The organism is Rhodoferax sp. P2_H8_2, assembly GCF_056403235.1.
In genome coordinates this window covers 234,652-251,930 of the sequence record NZ_JBFUFW010000003.1, presented here as the reverse complement: position 1 = coordinate 251,930, position 17,279 = coordinate 234,652, and the positions used below count along the sequence as shown (strand labels likewise).

Annotated in this window: 12 protein-coding genes; 9 read left to right on the top strand and 3 right to left on the bottom strand. The window is 60.5% G+C overall.

The annotated features are described in order from the left end of the window. Positions 1-3: 3 nt before the first annotated feature. Positions 4-867: a DUF4394 domain-containing protein gene (locus tag AC1DV6_RS06830; RefSeq protein ID WP_477976412.1), complete on the bottom strand. Its 864-nt coding sequence runs from the start codon at positions 865-867 to the stop codon at positions 4-6. A 108-nt stretch (positions 868-975) separates the two neighbouring features. Between AC1DV6_RS06830 and AC1DV6_RS06825 the strand changes: the two genes are divergently transcribed. Together AC1DV6_RS06825 and AC1DV6_RS06820 are read left to right on the top strand one after the other, a co-directional pair. After that, on the top strand, positions 976-1,512 hold the full coding sequence (locus tag AC1DV6_RS06825) for a DUF2799 domain-containing protein (RefSeq protein WP_477976410.1): 537 nt from the start codon (positions 976-978) through the stop codon (positions 1,510-1,512). Between the two features lie 46 nt (positions 1,513-1,558). After that, positions 1,559-2,776, top strand: a complete 1,218-nt coding sequence (locus AC1DV6_RS06820; protein WP_477976408.1) for a 6-phosphofructokinase — start codon at positions 1,559-1,561, stop codon at positions 2,774-2,776. A gap of 41 nt (positions 2,777-2,817) precedes the next feature. Here the strand turns inward: AC1DV6_RS06820 and xylB are convergent, their stop codons facing one another. Both xylB and AC1DV6_RS06810 read right to left on the bottom strand, forming a co-directional pair. Then, positions 2,818-4,281, bottom strand: coding sequence for a xylulokinase (gene xylB / locus AC1DV6_RS06815; RefSeq protein ID WP_477976406.1), 1,464 nt, complete (start codon positions 4,279-4,281; stop codon positions 2,818-2,820). Next, positions 4,278-5,330: a LacI family DNA-binding transcriptional regulator gene (locus AC1DV6_RS06810; protein ID WP_477976404.1), complete on the bottom strand. Its 1,053-nt coding sequence runs from the start codon at positions 5,328-5,330 to the stop codon at positions 4,278-4,280. Before AC1DV6_RS06810 ends, xylB begins: the two co-directional genes overlap by 4 nt. A gap of 187 nt (positions 5,331-5,517) precedes the next feature. Between AC1DV6_RS06810 and AC1DV6_RS06805 the strand changes: the two genes are divergently transcribed. From AC1DV6_RS06805 to AC1DV6_RS06775, 7 genes are all read left to right on the top strand, one after another. Continuing rightward, positions 5,518-6,576: an aldose epimerase family protein gene (locus tag AC1DV6_RS06805; protein WP_477976402.1), complete on the top strand. Its 1,059-nt coding sequence runs from the start codon at positions 5,518-5,520 to the stop codon at positions 6,574-6,576. Between the two features lie 161 nt (positions 6,577-6,737). Continuing rightward, entirely contained in the window at positions 6,738-7,910 is a 1,173-nt protein-coding gene (locus AC1DV6_RS06800) for an endo-1,4-beta-xylanase (protein ID WP_477976399.1), read from the top strand. A gap of 44 nt (positions 7,911-7,954) precedes the next feature. Then, entirely contained in the window at positions 7,955-9,130 is a 1,176-nt protein-coding gene (locus AC1DV6_RS06795; protein WP_477976397.1) for an ROK family protein, read from the top strand. 57 nt (positions 9,131-9,187) lie between these two features. Then, positions 9,188-10,507, top strand: a complete 1,320-nt coding sequence (gene xylA, locus AC1DV6_RS06790; protein WP_477976395.1) for a xylose isomerase — start codon at positions 9,188-9,190, stop codon at positions 10,505-10,507. Between the two features lie 12 nt (positions 10,508-10,519). Then, positions 10,520-12,166, top strand: coding sequence for a glycoside hydrolase family 43 protein (locus AC1DV6_RS06785; RefSeq protein WP_477976393.1), 1,647 nt, complete (start codon positions 10,520-10,522; stop codon positions 12,164-12,166). A gap of 65 nt (positions 12,167-12,231) precedes the next feature. Next, the gene (locus tag AC1DV6_RS06780) at positions 12,232-13,740 is read left to right on the top strand and encodes an MFS transporter (RefSeq protein ID WP_477976391.1); all 1,509 of its coding nucleotides are present in this window, start codon (positions 12,232-12,234) and stop codon (positions 13,738-13,740) included. A 412-nt stretch (positions 13,741-14,152) separates the two neighbouring features. Then, entirely contained in the window at positions 14,153-17,197 is a 3,045-nt protein-coding gene (locus AC1DV6_RS06775) for a TonB-dependent receptor (protein WP_477976389.1), read from the top strand. Positions 17,198-17,279: the final 82 nt, after the last annotated feature.

Here is a 17,279-nt window from a genome sequence, read left to right as displayed (position 1 = left end):
CTCTCAGGGCTCGACGGCCGCGCCGACGATGGGAGCGCCTGCCGCCAGCGTGCCCAGCAACGTCGCCTTGCCGGAGCTCAGGTCGATTTGGTACAGGCGTGTGGTGTGGTGTCCGGCCAGGCGCAGCGCAGCAAATGCGGCGCCGGAAATGTCGGCAATGTCCAGCGAAGCGTCTTGCAGCGCTCCGGTGCCGAGCAAGCCCACGGTCTTGAGCTGGCCGGTGTTGGGGGAGACCACGGGCTGCGTGCCTTCCAGCGAACCCTGCATGACCAGCGCGCCCAGACGCCTATCGATGGCGTAGTTGGTCGTGAGCTTGTCGTCCTTCTTGTTGTAAGTGTAGGCAGCGGCGGCCAGATCGGGTGCTTGCCCGGCCTGCATATCGCCTGCTACATAGGCCACTTTGGGGTCGGTAGCGGCCAGTGCGCCGGTATCGGGGTGCAGGCGCAGGCTCTGGCCCTTGCTGCTGACAACGCGAATGCGGTCCGCCACCGGGTTGAAGTCCACCCCGAAAACATCCCCGTCCAACGCAGCTGCAATCGGCGCATTGCCAACCGCCGTCAACGCACCGCTGGCAGTGTCAAGCGTATAGACCCGGCCCGAGCGGGACAGCGCATACAGCACGCCCTTGGCCACGCGGTAATCCATGCCGATCAGCGTGTCATTCGGCAGCCCCGACACCGTCTTGCGCGACAACACCCGCTGCGGTTGGCCCGCGTTGACGGTCAGCAATTCGCCGCCCTGCGTCAGCACCTGCAAGGTTTCCTTGCGGGCGACTCCTACGGGTTCTTCCACGGTGGCACATGCGCTCAATGCCAAGGCTGCTACGGCGGCAATGGCACCGCGGCGCAATGGGGAAACTTCAGGCATGGTCATACACTCCCTCAAAAGAAACGTTTGCACTCCCCTTGGACCGAAATTACCATACCTTGGCAAACGCAGTGGTCCAAATAGTGCCCTTATCCCTAGAATCTGCCCATGATCAAAATTTACTCCTTGCTATTGGCGGTGTTGGTCTTATTGGCGGGCTGCGAGTCCATGTCCAAGCAGGAGTGCCAGGTCGCCGACTGGCAGCGTGTCGGATTCAACGACGGCGCCAGCGGCGAGAGTGAGCGCCGGATCGCTGCCTACACCGAAGATTGCGGCGAGGCTGGCGTCAAGCCCGACGCTCAGGCGTACCGCCGCGGTTGGGACAGCGGCATACAACGCTTCTGTACAGCGGCCAACGGCTGGCGCGAAGGCGTGCAGGGCCACTCCGGCAAAAACGCGGTGTGCCAGGCGCAGCGGGGTTACGAGGATTTCACCCGCTACATGGAGGCAGGCCTGCAGGTCTACCGCACCAGCGAGCAGATGCGCCAGAACGACCATGAGATCAACCGACTGCAAAAACGTCTGGAAGCCGGTGGCACGGATGAGGAAAAGAAACGCATCCGCGAATCGCTGCGCGATCTGGACCGCCAGCAGTTTTATTTGCGCGCCACGTTGGCGCAACAGCAAATGCTGGCGCCCCGATAAACCGCAGCAGGCCTGATCCACCGACCCCCAAGGAGCGACACCCACCATGGCATCCGGAAAAATCCTCGTCGCCCAGGGCGGTGGCCCCACAGCCGTCATCAACCAGTCGCTGGTCGGTGTCGCGCTCGAAGCCCGGCGCTTCAGCCAGGTCGCCCACATCTACGGCGCGCGCCACGGCGTGGGCGGCATCGTCAATGAAGACTTCGTTGATCTGACGCAGGAGACCAGCCACAACCTGGAGCTGGTGGCCGCAACCCCTTCGTCAGCGCTGGGCTCAACGCGCGACAAGCCCGACGCCAAGTACTGCCACGAGATTTTCAAGGTGCTTCAGGCGCATGAGATCGAGCACTTCTTTTACATCGGCGGCAACGACTCTTCCGACACGGTGCGCATCGTTGCCGAAGAAGCGATCAAGGCCAACTACCCGCTGCGCGCGATCCATATTCCCAAGACCATCGACAACGATCTCGTCGGCAACGACCACACGCCCGGCTTCCCGTCGGCGGCGCGCTTTGTCGCGCAGGCCTTTGCGGGCGCGAATCTGGACAACGCGGCGCTGCCCGGCGTTTACGTCGGCGTGGTGATGGGGCGGCACGCGGGCTTTCTGACCGCAGCATCGGCGCTCGGCAAAAAGTTTCCGGACGATGGACCGCACCTGATTTATCTGCCCGAGCGCACCTTTGTGCTGGAGAAATTCCTCGCCGATGTGAAAGCAACCTACGAGCGCTATGGCCGCTGCGTGATCGCGGTGTCCGAAGGCATCCACGATGCCAGCGGCACGCCGGTGTTGAGCCTTTTGTCCAAGGAGCTGGAGCACGATGCGCACGGCAATGTGCAGTTGTCTGGCACCGGCGCACTGGCCGATCTTCTGTGCGAAGAGATCAAGAGCAAGCTGGGCATCAAGCGGGTGCGTGGCGACACGTTTGGCTATTTGCAGCGCTCGTTCATCGGTTGTGTGTCTGACGTGGACCAACGAGAAGCGCGCGAAGTGGGTGAGAAAGCCGTGCAGTTTGCGATGTGGGGCAAGACCAATGGCTCGGTCGCGATCAAGCGTACCGGTTTTTATTCGGTGGACTATGAGCTGCTGCCGCTGGAAGCGGTGGCTGGAAAAACCCGCACGATGGAAGACGAGTTCATCACCGCCAGCGGCACTGATGTGACCGACGCCTTTCGCATGTATTTGCGCCCGCTCTTGGGCTCCGGCATGCCGGATGCATTTCGTTTACGGCACCACCCGGTTGCCAAGGTTTTAGGGGGCAAATAGGGCTGAGAAGCGCATAAAACGTGCGTGAGCAGCTCCTGTTTTTATAGCGACCCGCTGTGAGCGAATGCCTGCAACTTGGGATACAGCGTTTGCCACTGGCGATGGCGCTGCGCATGCAGCGCGGCGCGCTCTGGCCGGGGCGCATACGTGTGCAAGCGTGCGGGTTTGCTCAGCTGATCCAGCGGCCGACCCGCTGCCAGTTGCGCAAGCCGCGCCGCACCCATGGCGCAACCGATATCGCTCTCGGCCACCTGGTGCAGCGGCAAGTTCAAGACGTCTGCCATCAGCTGCGACCACAACGGCGAGCGGGCGCCGCCACCAATCAAATCCGCCTGTGTCAACACGGTGCCCGCACCAGCCAGCGCCTGCTGCGCATCGCGCATGGCATACGCCACGCCTTCCAGCACGGCCAAGGTCATGTCGGCGCGGGTGCAGCCGTTCTCCAGGCCGAGGAAGCCACCGCGCACAGCGGCGTCATTGTGTGGGGTGCGCTCGCCGTTCAAATAGGGTGCGAACCAGCAGGGCGAGGCTGGGGTGCCGGGGTCAATCTCTTGCAGCAGTGCTGCTTCATCCAGGCCGGTGATACCCGCCCACCACGCCAGGCTGGCGGCCGCGGACAGCAGAACGCCCATCTGGTGCCAGGTGTTGGGCAACGCATGGCAAAACGCATGCACGGCGCTTTGCGGTGCAGGCATGAAAGACGCAGTGGTCGCCCACAGCACGCCGGAAGTTCCCAGTGACACAAAGGCGTCGCCCGCCCGCATGGCACCCAAGCCCACGGCGCCTGCAGCGTTGTCACCCGCGCCTCCGGCAATCAACGGCGGTTGGGCAAAGCCCCAGCGCTGTGTCAGCTCGGCACTGAGCTGCCCCGAGATGGCATTGCCCTCTACCAGCCGCGGCATTTGATCGCGGCGCATGCCGCTGGCGGCCAGTGCGGCGTCGGACCAGTCGCGCTTGCCAACATCCAGCCACAAGGTGCCCGACGCATCCGACATGTCTTCCGCATACTCGCCGCACAGGCGCCAACGCACATAGGCTTTTGGCAGCAGCACCTTGGCCACGCGGGCGAACAACGCGGGTTCATGTTCGGCCACCCACATCAACTTCGGACTGGTAAATCCCGGCATGGCCAGGTTGCCGGTGACGGCATGCAGCTCGGGCCACTCGCGGGTGAGTCGTTCGCACTGCGCTGCGCTGCGGCTGTCGTTCCACAAAATACAGGGGCGCAGCACCTCGCCCTGTGCATCCAGCAAGGTGGCACCATGCATCTGACCCGACAGACCGATGGCTTGTACCTGGGCAAGGTCTTCCCCATGGTTCGCCCGCAATTCGTCCAGACCATCGCATACGGCCTGCCACCAGTGCTGTGGATCCTGTTCGCTGAATCCGGGTTGCGGCCGGCTGACAGACAGCGGCCGACTGACGCTGGCCAGCACACGGTCCTGCCCGTCCACCAGTGCAGACTTCACGCTGGAGGTGCCTATGTCGATTCCCAATGTGATCACGGTAAATTCTCTTTGACGAAGATGTCGATGCGGATGCGCTCCTGGTCGGGCACAACACGCTCCTTGTTCAGGCGCGCAAGCGCCAGCCGGAAGGCGGACCGAAGCTCGTGCCCCGCATCCTGGTTGATGACGGCGTCGGCCACGCCATCCAGCAGTGCACGGCGTGCGTGGGGCGTCAGTTCATGGCACACCCACACCACTTTGGATGCGCGGCCGCTGTCGACCAGCGCCGATTGGATGCCGCGATTTCCCGCGCCAATGCTGTACAGGCCGGTCAAGTGCTTCTCGCGCTTCAGCAAATCGGCCACCAGCGGGTGGGTGCGGTCCGAGTCGTCGTGTCCTTCCAGCGCGGGCAGCAGTGTCACCTGCGGGTGATCCGCCGCCATCACCTGCTGGAAGCCAAACAGGCGCTCGGCGTGGTCGCGCAGTGCGTGGCTGCCCAGCACGATGCCGACGCGGTGTTTGGCGGCCGCGGCCCCCAAGAAACGGCCCAGCAGCGTAGCGGCGGTACGTCCGGCCGCCACATTGTCGATACCCACGTAATGGGCGCGCCGGGAGCTCGGCACATCGGAGACCAGCGTGATGACAGTCATTCCGTTGGCGCACAAATCGTCAATGGCTGCACGCACCAGCGGGTGGTCCATACCCATTACCAATACCGCCACATACTGCCGACGCAGCGTGGCCAGATGGCGCGCGAGCGCTTCTGGCGCAAACACATTCACGCGCTGTACCGTAGCGACCAGTCGCTGCTCGGCCAACCATGGCGCCAGAGAAACCACCTGGTCCGCCAGTGAGTTCACAAAACTGTTGGTACCGGAGGGCAGCAACACTGCAATGGAGTGTGATGAGCGGGCACGCGCCAATCGCGTGGCCGCTGGATCTGCCCGGTATTCCAGGCGTTGCACTGCCGAGAGCACCTGCTCCACCGTGGTCGCGTGCACCCCGGAGCGACCATGCAGTACCCGGTCCACGGTCGCCAAGCTAACGCCAGCGGCCGCAGCCACGTCGGTTAACTGGGTCCGGCGGACGGGAGAAGTTGAAGCCATGTGTGGATCGGTATTCTAGTGAGTAATGAGGTGCGCAACTCATTTTGAATCTGGAGTGTGCCGGGCCTTCTACTTTGGATGAGCCATTTAGTTTCTACAATAGGTTGAAAAATATGAAAATAATGACTTGCGCACCTCAAATCCATGATGCCATCTGTGTGCGTGGCATGGCAGAGCAACACGCCGTATGAGCGAACTGTTGCGCGCGCGTTTTCGCGGAGTGGTGAATGGACGCCCGGTGGACCTCTATACGCTGCGCAACCCAAGCGGCATGGCGGTGAGCGTCAGTAACTTTGGCGCGCGCATCCAGCAGGTTCTGGTGCCGGATCGCCATGGTCAGGTGGCCGACGTTGTGTTGGGCTATGACAGCCTGGCCGGTGTGCTCCAGGACACTTCCTGGCTGGGCGCGTTTGTCGGGCGTTATGCCAACCGAATTGGTGGCGCGCGGTTGACACTCAACGGTCAGCCGTACGCACTGTCCGCCAACGATGGCGCCAACACCCTGCACGGCGGCACGCAAGGCTGCAGTGGGCAAGTCTTCGATGTGGTGCGGGCAGATGAAGAGCGCCTGGTCCTGGCATACCGTTTTCGCCCCGAAGACGATGGCTTCCCGGGCACCCTGGATCTGACGCTGACCTACTCGGTGGATGCAGACAATGCGCTGAGAGTGGAATGGGTTGCGCAGGCGATCGATGGGCCCAGCGTGGCCAGCTTTTCAAGCCATGCGTATTTCAATCTGTCGGGCGTGGCGGGCACGCACATCCTGGACCACGAGGTCTGCATCCATGCCGACCGCGCGCTGGAAATCGGTGCCGGGCAGATACCCACAGGCCAGGTGTTGGCGGTTCAGGGAACGGCGTTGGATTTGCGTCTGCCGCAGGTCCTTGCCCAGTCTCCAACGGGCGGCGCGTATGACCACTACTGGGTCAGCGCCCAACCCGCAGAACATGCGGGTCTTGTGTTGCAAGCCCGGGTTCGCCATGCTGGAAGTGGACGTACGCTGGAAACCTGGAGCACGGAGCCGGGCGTACAGTTTTATACCGGTGGCTGGCTGGGTGGCGAAGGCGCCGAAAAACTGCTGCCCGACAAAAACGGCCAAGCCATGGTGCGCTACGGTGCGTTGTGTCTGGAGCCATCCGCGTATCCCGATGCACCCAACCATCCGCATTTTCCCGACACCGGCGTGCACCCCGGCGCACCCAAGACCGGAAAAATCGTCTATCGGTTTGGCGTGACGCCGGACTGACACCCGGTCACCAAAATCCGGGAAACCGGAACCATTCCTAGGGAACACCCCTAGTACGTTTCCCTCGCAACGGTGATTTAATTCGACCATCGCACTAATTTGTGCAGAGTGCGTCGCCTATCCATGGCGGCAGTGTTGCTTGTGTTAATTCCTGAGGTGCCATGACGATTTCCAGGCGGGGCTTTTCAAAGCTGGCCACGGCCTTGCCAGTGGCCGGTGCCGGCCTGTGGAGCACCGTGCGCGCTGCGACGCAAGAGTCCGTCCGCCTGCCGTCGTTGGCCCACGCCTATGCGGGCAAATTGCTGATTGGTGCGGCGGTAACGCCAGAGTTGATGGCCGGGCAGGTTGGTGATCTGGTGCGCCAGCAATTCAGCATCGTCGTCGCCGAAAACGCGATGAAGCCCGAGAGCTTGGCGCCCACTGCGCAAGGCCACTATGACTTTGCCGCGGCCGACCGAATGGTGGACGCCGCCTTGGCCGCTGGCCTCAAGGTGCGGGGGCACACGTTGTTGTGGCACCAGCAATTGCCGGCCTGGTTTTTGGTGGATGGGGGCGCAGAGGTCACGCGAGCCGTCCTGGTGGCAAGAATCGAGCAGTACATCACGGACGTGGTGACCCACTTCCGCGGACGCATTCACGCGTGGGATGTGGTGAATGAAGCCTTCGTGTGCGATGAGAAGGATGTGGCTACGGATGCCACGGGAATGCGCCTGAGCAAACTGCGCACCATTGTCGGCCCTGAGTACGTTGAAATTGCCTTTCGTGCTGCTGCAAAAGCGGACCCGGATGCGCTGCTCTTCTACAACGACTATGAAACGCAAAATCCCTGCAAAGTCGCGGCCCTGACGCGCTTTCTTGCCGACTTGAAGTCCAGGGGCGTGAAGGTGGATGGCATCGGCCACCAATGCCATTGCGGTTTGACGCACCCGCGTGTTGATGCGCTCGAGCGCGCCATCGATGCCTTCGCAAAGTTGGGGCTCCAGCAGCACATCACGGAGCTGGATATTTCTCTCAATGCACGGCTGATGGAAAACAAGGTGCCACGGTCTACGCCCGCGCTGTTGCAAACGCAGGCGAAGCGTTACGGAGAGTTCTTTGCCATGTTTCTTCGCAAGCGCGCGCAGGTCAGCGCCGTGCTCATGTGGGGGGTGGGTGACGCGGGCAGCTGGTTGCGCTACTGGCCCATGCGCCGCCATGAAGCGCCACTGTTGTTCGATGACCAAATGCAGGCCAAGCCGGCCTTCTTTGCGGTACTGGCAGCAGCGAAGGGGGCTGACGCGTGCAATGGTAGTCTGGGTGTTTCTCCCAACTCCAGGACCAAGACATGTTACTAACCGGCGACCAACAGCTGCTGCGACAAATTAACCGAATGGTCCTTGTGCGCAAGCTCCTGGGTGAATCTGAACTGTCGCGCGCGGACCTGGCCGAGGCGGTGGGTCTTACCAAATCGACGGTCAGTTTGCTGGTGCGTGAACTGGTGGACGAGGGCTGGTTCAACGAGAGTGAATTGGTGGTGACCGGGAGCCTGGGCCGGCGGCCCACGCCATTGCACATCGATGGAACACGCCTGGCGCTCCTGGGCGCGGATTTGGGCATTGACGAAATCCGTATCGTTGCCACCAATTTGCTGGGGGAGGTGCTGGAGCACTACGCCATTGCGTATGACGATGTCACCAACGTCAACGCGTGCCTGAAGTTGCTCGGCAAGGAACTGATTCGTATGGCGCGCACGATGTCTGCGCAAGGCCGGAGCATTTTGGGCATCGGCGTGGGCATGCACGGTGGCGTGGATGAGGCTGCTGGAGTTCTGCATTTCGCGCCCAACATGGGCTGGAAAAAAGTCAACGCAGCCGAGCAATTGCGCGCCCAGTTTTCAAACACCCTGTTAGCTGACCTGCCGCTGTTCGTACAAAACGAAGCCGACGTCGCAGCACTGGCCGAGTTCGAATTCTCGGCCCAGCCGGGCGCCGACCCGTTGATCTACCTGAGCATTGGTTATGGCGTAGGCGCCGGCGTGGTCGTGCGCGACAGCCTGCTCACCGGCTACCGCGGTTTTGCGGGTGAGGTCGGGCATACGATTTTGCAGGCGGGGGGCGCGCTTTGTTCTTGCGGACGCCGCGGTTGTGCCGAGGCGGTGATTGGCCTCACCAACCTGATTGGCAAAGCCGGCAAGTCCATGCCACAGAGGCAGCAGGCGCTGGCGAAATTGTTTGCGCAGGTCGAGTCGGGTGCGGTTGCACCCACCAAGGCGGTTGAAGTCGCCGGCAGGCATTTGGGCGTGTTGCTCAACAACCTCTGGGTCGCCTTTGATCCCATGCGCATTGTGCTGGGGGGGCCTGCCATGAAGCTGGGTGACGCGCTGCTTGCGCCAGCGCTTTCTGTGCTCCAGGAGTACTCCGATGCAGCCCAATTGCCTGCGCCCACCATTCAAACAACGCGCTACGGCGAAGACGCCGTCGCCATTGGCGCCGCTGCCCTGGTGCGCTATCACCTGACGCGGCCATTGACCTATCAGAACTTGCGAGGTGCTTCGGCACAAACCGCACCGCTGTAAATCCCGGCGTGCCATGCCATGGCTGCCGGTTTCATCATTTTTAAACTGGAACACGGCATGACTAACTATTTCAAAGACATAGCACCCATTCGCTACGAAGGGCCCAACACCACCAACCCCCTGGCTTACCGCTGGTACGACGAGAGCCGTATCGTTCTTGGAAAAACCATGAAGGAGCAACTGCGCTTCGCGGTCTGCTACTGGCACAACTTCTGCTGGAACGGCTTCGATCCTTTCAGTCATACCGGTACGCTGGAGCGCCCCTGGTGGACGATTCAGGATCCGATGGCCGCCGCCAAGGCCAAGGCCGACGCCGCGTTTTCTTTCGTCAGCAAGCTGGGCCTGCCGTACTACACCTTTCATGACCGTGACGTAGCGCCCGAAGGCGCGACTCCGCGCGAGACGGTAGACAACCTGAAGGCCATGGTCGATGTACTGGGCCGCAAGCAGGCGGACACGGGTATCCAGCTGCTGTGGGGCACAGCCAATGCGTTCAGCCACCGCCGCTTCATGAGCGGCGCCGCCACCAATCCCGATGCCGAGACCTTTGCGATGGCCGCGCTGCAGGTGCGCGAGGCGATGAATGCGACGAAAGCCTTGGGTGGCACCAACTACGTGTTGTGGGGTGGACGAGAAGGCTACGAAACGCTGCTCAACACCGACCTCAAGCGCGAAGGCGAGCAGTTCGGCCGCTTCCTGCAAATGGTGGTCGAGTACAAACACAAGATCGGCATTCCCGGTTTCGTGATGCTGGAGCCCAAGCCGCGCGAGCCCAGCAAACACCAATACGACTTCGACGTCGCCACCGTCTATGGCACGCTGCAGCGCTGGGGTCTGGAGAAGGAAGTCAAGGTCAACATCGAGGCCAACCACGCTACGCTGGCGGGTCACAGTTTTGAGCACGAGATTGCACTGGCCAACGCCACGGGCCTGTTCGGCTCCATCGATATGAACCGCGGCGACATGCAGTGCGGCTGGGACACCGATCAGTTCCCCAACAACATTCCCGAGACTGCGTTGGCCCTGTACTACATCCTGCAAGGCGGCGGCTACACCCATGGCGGCACTAACTTTGATGCCAAGGCGCGCCGCCAGTCGCTGGATGCCGAAGACATGTTCCATTCGCACATCGGTGGCGTCGATGTCTGCGCCAAGGCGCTGCTGATGGCCGAAGCGATGATCAACGATGGCGCCATGCACAAGTTCGTCGAGCAGCGCTACAGCAGCTGGACTGCGCCCTGGGCGCAAAACGTGCTGGCTGGCAAGAGCACGCTCGACACCGTGGCCCAGCATGCCTGGGATCGCAATGTCGACCAGCCGCCGGTATCGGGTCGCCAGGAATTCCTGGAGAACTGGTGCAACAAGTTCGTCGCCTGATTGGGTGAAGCCATGTCCCAGATGATCCAGAACCCGGTGCTGCCGGGTTTCCATCCCGACCCGTCGATTCTCCGTGTCGGTGACGACTACTACCTCGCCACCTCGACCTTCGAATGGTGGCCAGCGGTGCGTATCCACCACAGCAAAGACCTGGTGCACTGGCAGCACCGTGCCTACGCGGTCACGCGCAAGAGCCAGCTCGATCTGACCGGTCACCCCGACTCGTCCGGCATCTGGGCACCCTGTCTGAGTTATGCCGATGGCCTGTTCTGGATGGTCTACACCGATGTGCGCAGCATGTATGGCGCGCACAAGGATGCGCACAACTATCTCATCACAGCGCCGTCGATTGACGGCCCCTGGAGCGAACGCATCTTCCTGAACAGTTCGGGCTTCGATGCCAGCATGTTCCATGACGAAGATGGCCGCCACTGGCTGCTCAACCAGCAGTGGATCCATGTGCCCGGAAAGCACAACTTCAACGGCATCCTGCTGCAGGAGTACGACCCAAAGGCCGGCCGACTGGTGGGTCCGGTGAAGAACATCTATGCAGGCACCGAGCTGCAGGTCGTCGAAGGCCCGCACATCTACCGCCGCAACGGCTGGTACTACCTGATGACCGCCGAGGGTGGCACGTTCTATGAGCATGCCGTGACACTGGCCCGGTCGCGCAACATCGACGGACCTTACGAGACGCTGCCGGGCAACCCGTTGCTGACTGCCTGGAAGCAACGCACCGACGGTCTGCAGCGCTCCGGCCACGCAAGCCTGGTCGAGACACAGACTGGCGAATGGATGCTTGCCCATCTGTGTGGTCGACCGCTCGAATGGAGTGGCCCGAATCTGGACCAGAACGATCCCGCCGCGGGCTACCCGGCCCTGCACTGCCCGCTCGGCCGCGAGACGGCGCTGCAGCGCATCCATTGGCGTGATGACGACTGGCCCGAAGTCGAGGGCGGCGGTAACCGGCCGCACGTGCAGGTTGCCGCGCCGGCGCTGCCAGCCCATGCTTTCCCCATTGAACCGGTGCGCGACGATTTCGACTCGACCACCTTGAATCCGCATCTCAACGCGCTGCGGGTGCCCTTCGATGAGAGCTGGCTTTCGCTGCGCGAACGCACGGGCTGGTTGCGTCTGAAAGGCCGCGAATCGCTGATGAGCCTTTTTGAACAAAGCCTGGTCGCGCGGCGCCAGCAGCACTTCAATTGCCGGGCAGAAACGCGCCTGGAGTTCACGCCGTTGCATTTCCAGCAGATGGCTGGCCTGGTGGCGTACTACAACACCAGCAACCACGCCTATCTGCACGTGACCTGTGATCCGGATAGCGGCGCGCGCATTCTGCGTCTGCAGGTCAATCGCGATGGCAAGCTTAGCGAAACCTGCGCGGCGTTGGTGCTGGCAGACGGCGCGGTCGATCTGGCCGTCGAGTTCCGCCATGCGCATTACCAGTTCCATTTCGCCCAAGGTGGCGCGTGGCAGGCGTTCGGCCCACCGCTGGACACGGCCATGCTCAGCGACGAGTTCGCCACCCGCTTCGAAGACGGCTTCGCGCGCAGCTTCGGCTTTACAGGCAATTTCATCGGACTGGCCTGCCAGGACCTGGCCGGTACGCGCATGCATGCAGACTTTGATTACCTCAGTTACGAAGCGTTTGCCTGACCACGAGGTCATCCATTTGAAGCAGCCCGTCGAAGGCTGCATAAAAATTACAGGAGACAGCCACCATGAGTCAGCCCCTTTCCTTTCTGGAAAAAGCCGGTTACAGCGCAGGTGATGCAGCCGCCAATCTGGTCTTCATGACCATGGTGCTGTTCCAGCTCAATTTCTACACCGATGTGTTCGGCCTGAGTGCCAATACAGCGGCGGCGATCCTGCTGTGGCCACGCCTGTGGGATGCCGTGTTTGATCCCATCATGGGCGTGCTTGCGGATCGCACGGAAACCCGTTGGGGCAAGTTCCGCCCGTGGATTCTCTGGACGGCCGTCCCCTGGGTCATCGTGATGGTGCTGGCGTACACCACGCCGGACAAAAGCTGGGGCTGGAGCACCGGCATGGTGATCGCCTACGCCGGCATCACCAACACGCTGTTGATGACGCTGTACTCGATGAACAACATGCCTTACTCAGCCTTGGGCGGCGTCATGACGGCGGACCTGAACGAGCGCACCAAGCTCAATTCCTACCGCTTCGTTTCCGTCAACATCGCGCAGTTTGCAGTGGGTGGCCTCACCCTGCCGCTGGTGGCCAAATTCGCACAGGGGTATGACCGTGCACACGGATGGCAAGTCACGATGACGATCTGGGCCGCGGCTTGTCTGGTGTTGTTCATGATTACTTTTTTCACCACCAAGGAGCGCATCAAGCCAGTGGTGCAAGTGCAGTCCTCGCCCAAACAGGATTTCCTGGACTTGCTGAAAAATGGTCCCTGGATTGCGCTGGTCTGCTACACCTTGTTCCACTTTGCGATGCTGGCCTTGCGCGGTGGTGCCCATTACAACTACTACCACCACTTCGCCGACAAGCCTGCGATGTTTGACTTTGTTGAGCAGCTTGGGCTCACCACGTCCAACCCCATTCATTCGGACAGCCTGCTGGACACACTGGGCTACGTCGTTCACGGCACGCGCGACAGCATTGCCAACTCCAATGTGGCTGATGTATTCAACAGCATTGTGAATATGGCTGGCTTCGGCACCACCATCATTGTCATCATGCTGTCGTCGGGCTTGGCGGCGCGCTTTGGAAAGCGCACGGTTGCCACCATCTGTTTTGCGTTGGCAGCAGTGAATGCCTTTGCCATGTACCTGCTGCCACCCACGGCGGTCTGGGGCATGCTGGGCCTGGCAGTCACGGGTTCGCTGGTCTATGCGCCCACCTGCGCGGTGATGTGGGCCATGTATGCCGACGCGGCCGATTACTCCGAGTGGCAAACCGGTCGACGCTTCACTGGCATGGTGTTTGCCACCATTGGCTTCTCGCTGAAGGTGGGCTTGGCGCTGGGGTCGGCGAGTCTGCTATGGCTGCTGGCAGGTCTTTTCAACTACGACACCCAATTCCCCGCTGCCGCCAATGCCATTGACGGGTATCGCGTGATGTCCAGCATCGTCGTGGGCCTGCTTTTCTCGGCATGTACGGTTTGTCTGATCGCCAACAAGCTGAGCAAACAGACCACGTTGCAGATGGCGGACGAGCTATCCAGGCGCCGCCGTGAGGCCGGTGTGGTGATGGCCTGACAGGCGATGGTGCACGCGTGTTTTTCTGCGGTTTCCGACGTAGTCCATTCGGAGCGGGAAAACACCTATTCCATCCAATAACGATGCCATATTTAATTAGTTCGAAGTTCGAATTAATTGCCTCGGGTGACCTCTATGGAGAGGGCCTGAGCTGGATTTTGAGGGGGTGTTGTATGCCATTCGCAGACACGGGAAAACACCTATTCGCGGCGATCTGACAACGCTGTCTAATCGCATTCATTGTGACAACGCTGTCTATTTGTAGTTCCGTCTAGCCCCTGCCACTAAACGTTTCTTGCCAGCAAATCGTAATAACCAAAAGGAGATTCCATGAGCCCCCAGTTTGCCGTCAGCACTGCCGTCACCCGATCATCGGCGTAGTCACGCATTTCACCCCCTCGGAGACATTCACATGAAAAAAATACAGAAAATCTCGCCAGCCGCATTGCACCGCCCCAAAGTAAGTCCAGTGGCGGCGGCATGCGCGACCATGCTGGCATTGAGCATGCCTTTCGCGCAAGCGCAACAAGCGACCGACGGCAAATCGGGCGACCTGAGTACCGTTGTTGTCACCGGCATTCGCAGTTCGCTGGATACGTCCACCGAGCTCAAGCGCTCAGGGCGAGGTGTAGTTGACGGCATCGTTGCCGAAGACATCGGCAAGTTCCCTGATACGAATCTTGCCGAATCGATGCAACGCGTTGCGGGCGTGTCGATTGACCGCAACCCAAGCGGCGAAGGCTCCAAGGTGACGGTTCGCGGCGTTGGCCCCGACTACAACATGGTGTTGCTGAATGGTCGTCAAATGCCGACCTCGGTGATCAGCAATGAGAACGGCGGTGCAAACGGTTCGCGCGCTTTTGACTTCGCCAACCTGTCAACGGACTCGATCTCCGCGATCGAGGTTTACAAGACCTCTCGTGCCGAAAACCCCACCGGTGGCATTGGCGCGACCATCAATATCAAGACGGCGCGTCCTCTTGATCTCAAACAACGGGTTGCCGCATTCTCCGTGAAGGGCAACTCTGACGAGTCCAACTCACGCCTTCCAAGTGCATTCCAGGGCAAGAACATTACGCCAGAGTTGTCGGGAATTTACAGCGATACATTTGCAGATGGCACGATTGGCATCGCAATCAGCGGCAATTACTCAAAGCGAGATTCCGGGTCCAACAAGGCCTATACACAGGGTGGCTGGCGGGTCCATCCTGGTGGTGCAGACGGTGACTGGGGTGCCATCCCCGCGAAGCCCGCGGCCGGTGTAGACCCCATTACCAACCGCCCGGCTGGCGTGTATACGGCTCCGGTTGATTTGCGGTACTCGCTGACATCATTGGAGCGCGAGCGCCTCAACGGTCAGGCCACATTGCAGTTCGCCCCAAGCAAAGACCTCAAGTTCACCCTCGATTACACGATGGCGGATAACACGACCAACAAGAAGAATGCCGAGCTTTCCAGCTGGTTTAACTTCTCGTATGGTCCGACAACCTTCACCACCCAGTCGGTGCCATCTCCGCTTGAGATGACCTCGCTCTTCCCCGGCGATCATGATTTGGCCATCAATACGGGTATGTATGGCGAGAAGACGCAGAACCGATCCACCGGCTTCAATGCGGATTGGAAGGTCAGCAAAGACCTGAGTGTCGAGTTCGATGCGCACCACTCCACATCCACTACCGCACCGAATAGCCCGTTCGGCACTTACTCAGTCATGGACCTTGGCATGTTTGCACAAGGTAATGCCATTGCCTACTATGGCCAGAAGTTTCCAATCTTGAGCTTGCCCACGACGACTTTTAGTGCCGCCGCGATGCAGATGACCGGTTCCCAGTTCAACAGCAACTTGAGCGACCAGACCGTTGACCAAGCGCAGTTGCGCGCTACGTACAAGCTCGACCCTGACAATACGTTGAACACCGGACTGGGCTTCACCAAAGTCCAAAACCGCTCCGCCAGCTACAACAACCAGAACAATGACTGGGGTGGCGTCGGCGCGAAGGGTGACTACGCAAATGTCAAGTACAACAATTCGTCGAGTATTGGCGGATATTTTGGTCAGATCCCTGGCAGCGGCGATTCACGCCTGTTCCCTCAGTTCATCATGGCTGACTTCAATAGCCTGCGCGAACAATTCATCACCGTGCTCATGACCAAGGGTGTTGGCGGAGGTGCGCCGATGACGCGCGCCCAAGCCGAGGCCTATTCTTCTGCCGCGGCCGACTACACCAAGGGCAATGATTGGCGTACGACTGAGAAATCCACCAGCGCATACGTGCAGTGGGATCATGCGATAGAGGCATCGATTCCGATGAATGTGTCGCTGGGTCTGCGCTATGAGCGCACGGATGTCGAATCTGCGTCCCAGGTCGTACCTATCACCGCGACCTCGTGGGATTCCCAGAATGAGATCAACTACACACGTGGAGCGCCGACTTTCGGTACAGGCGTGGGCAGCTACACCTATGTGTTGCCAAGCATCGACTGGGATGCGGACCTGACGAAGGACGTCAAGGTGCGGGCCAGTTACGGTGAGAACATTGGCCGTCCCGGCTGGAATGCTTTGCAGGGTGGCGTGAATATCAATGGCAGCAATGCAAATGCTGGTGGGGGTGGTGGCGGTACCGGTAATCCAGCCCTGAAGCCGCTGAAATCAAAGAGCTTCGACCTCTCGGCTGAGTACTACTACGCCAAGTCCAGCTACGTCGCAGCGGGTGCGTTCTTCAAGACGCTCACCGACGCGGTAGGGAATTCCAATGTCAGCATGACGGTGCCAGGAGTGACCACACCGATAGGCGGTGCGTACTACAAGGCAGCCCAGGCGGCCTGTGGTGCCAACGCCCAGCCACTGTGCCTGCGCAACTACATCTTTGCCAACTTCAATGGTCAGCCTGGGGTGACCGTCACCGGCGTCAACGGTGCAGAAACGTTGGGCAAAATCGCTGGCCTGCCCGGCGACCCGCAGATGAACTTTGCTGTCAACTCTTTCGCCAATCAAGAAGGGGATACCGTCCGCGGTCTGGAATTGACAGCCCAGCACGTGTTTGGCACCAGTGGTTTTGGTGTCGCGGGCAACTACACCTGGGTTAAACCCGGGCAGACATTCGACGACACAAGCATAGCCCCTCAGTCTGTACTCTTGGGTATTAGCAACTCTTACAACTTGGTTGGTTTCTACGAAGACAACGCCTGGTCCGTACGTGCGGCATACAACTGGCGCGGTCAGTTCCTCTTTTCCAAGGCCGATGGTGGTCCAGACAATAACCCTGTCTATACCGAACCGTATGGGCAAGTGGATGTGTCAATTGGCTACAAGATTGGCAAGAACCTGACGATGCAGGCTGACCTGATCAACCTGAACGATGGATACATCCGTCAGCACGGTCGCTCAGAAGAGCAACTGGTGTCGGTAACGCAAACTGGGCGCCGCTACCAGTTTGGTCTGCGCTACAAGTTTTAAATTGAGGGTGCCTGACCTGTGCTGTCGTTGAGGCTGCACAGTTCGGGTTTACAGTCCCCATAAAGCAGAGTCGACCGCATTG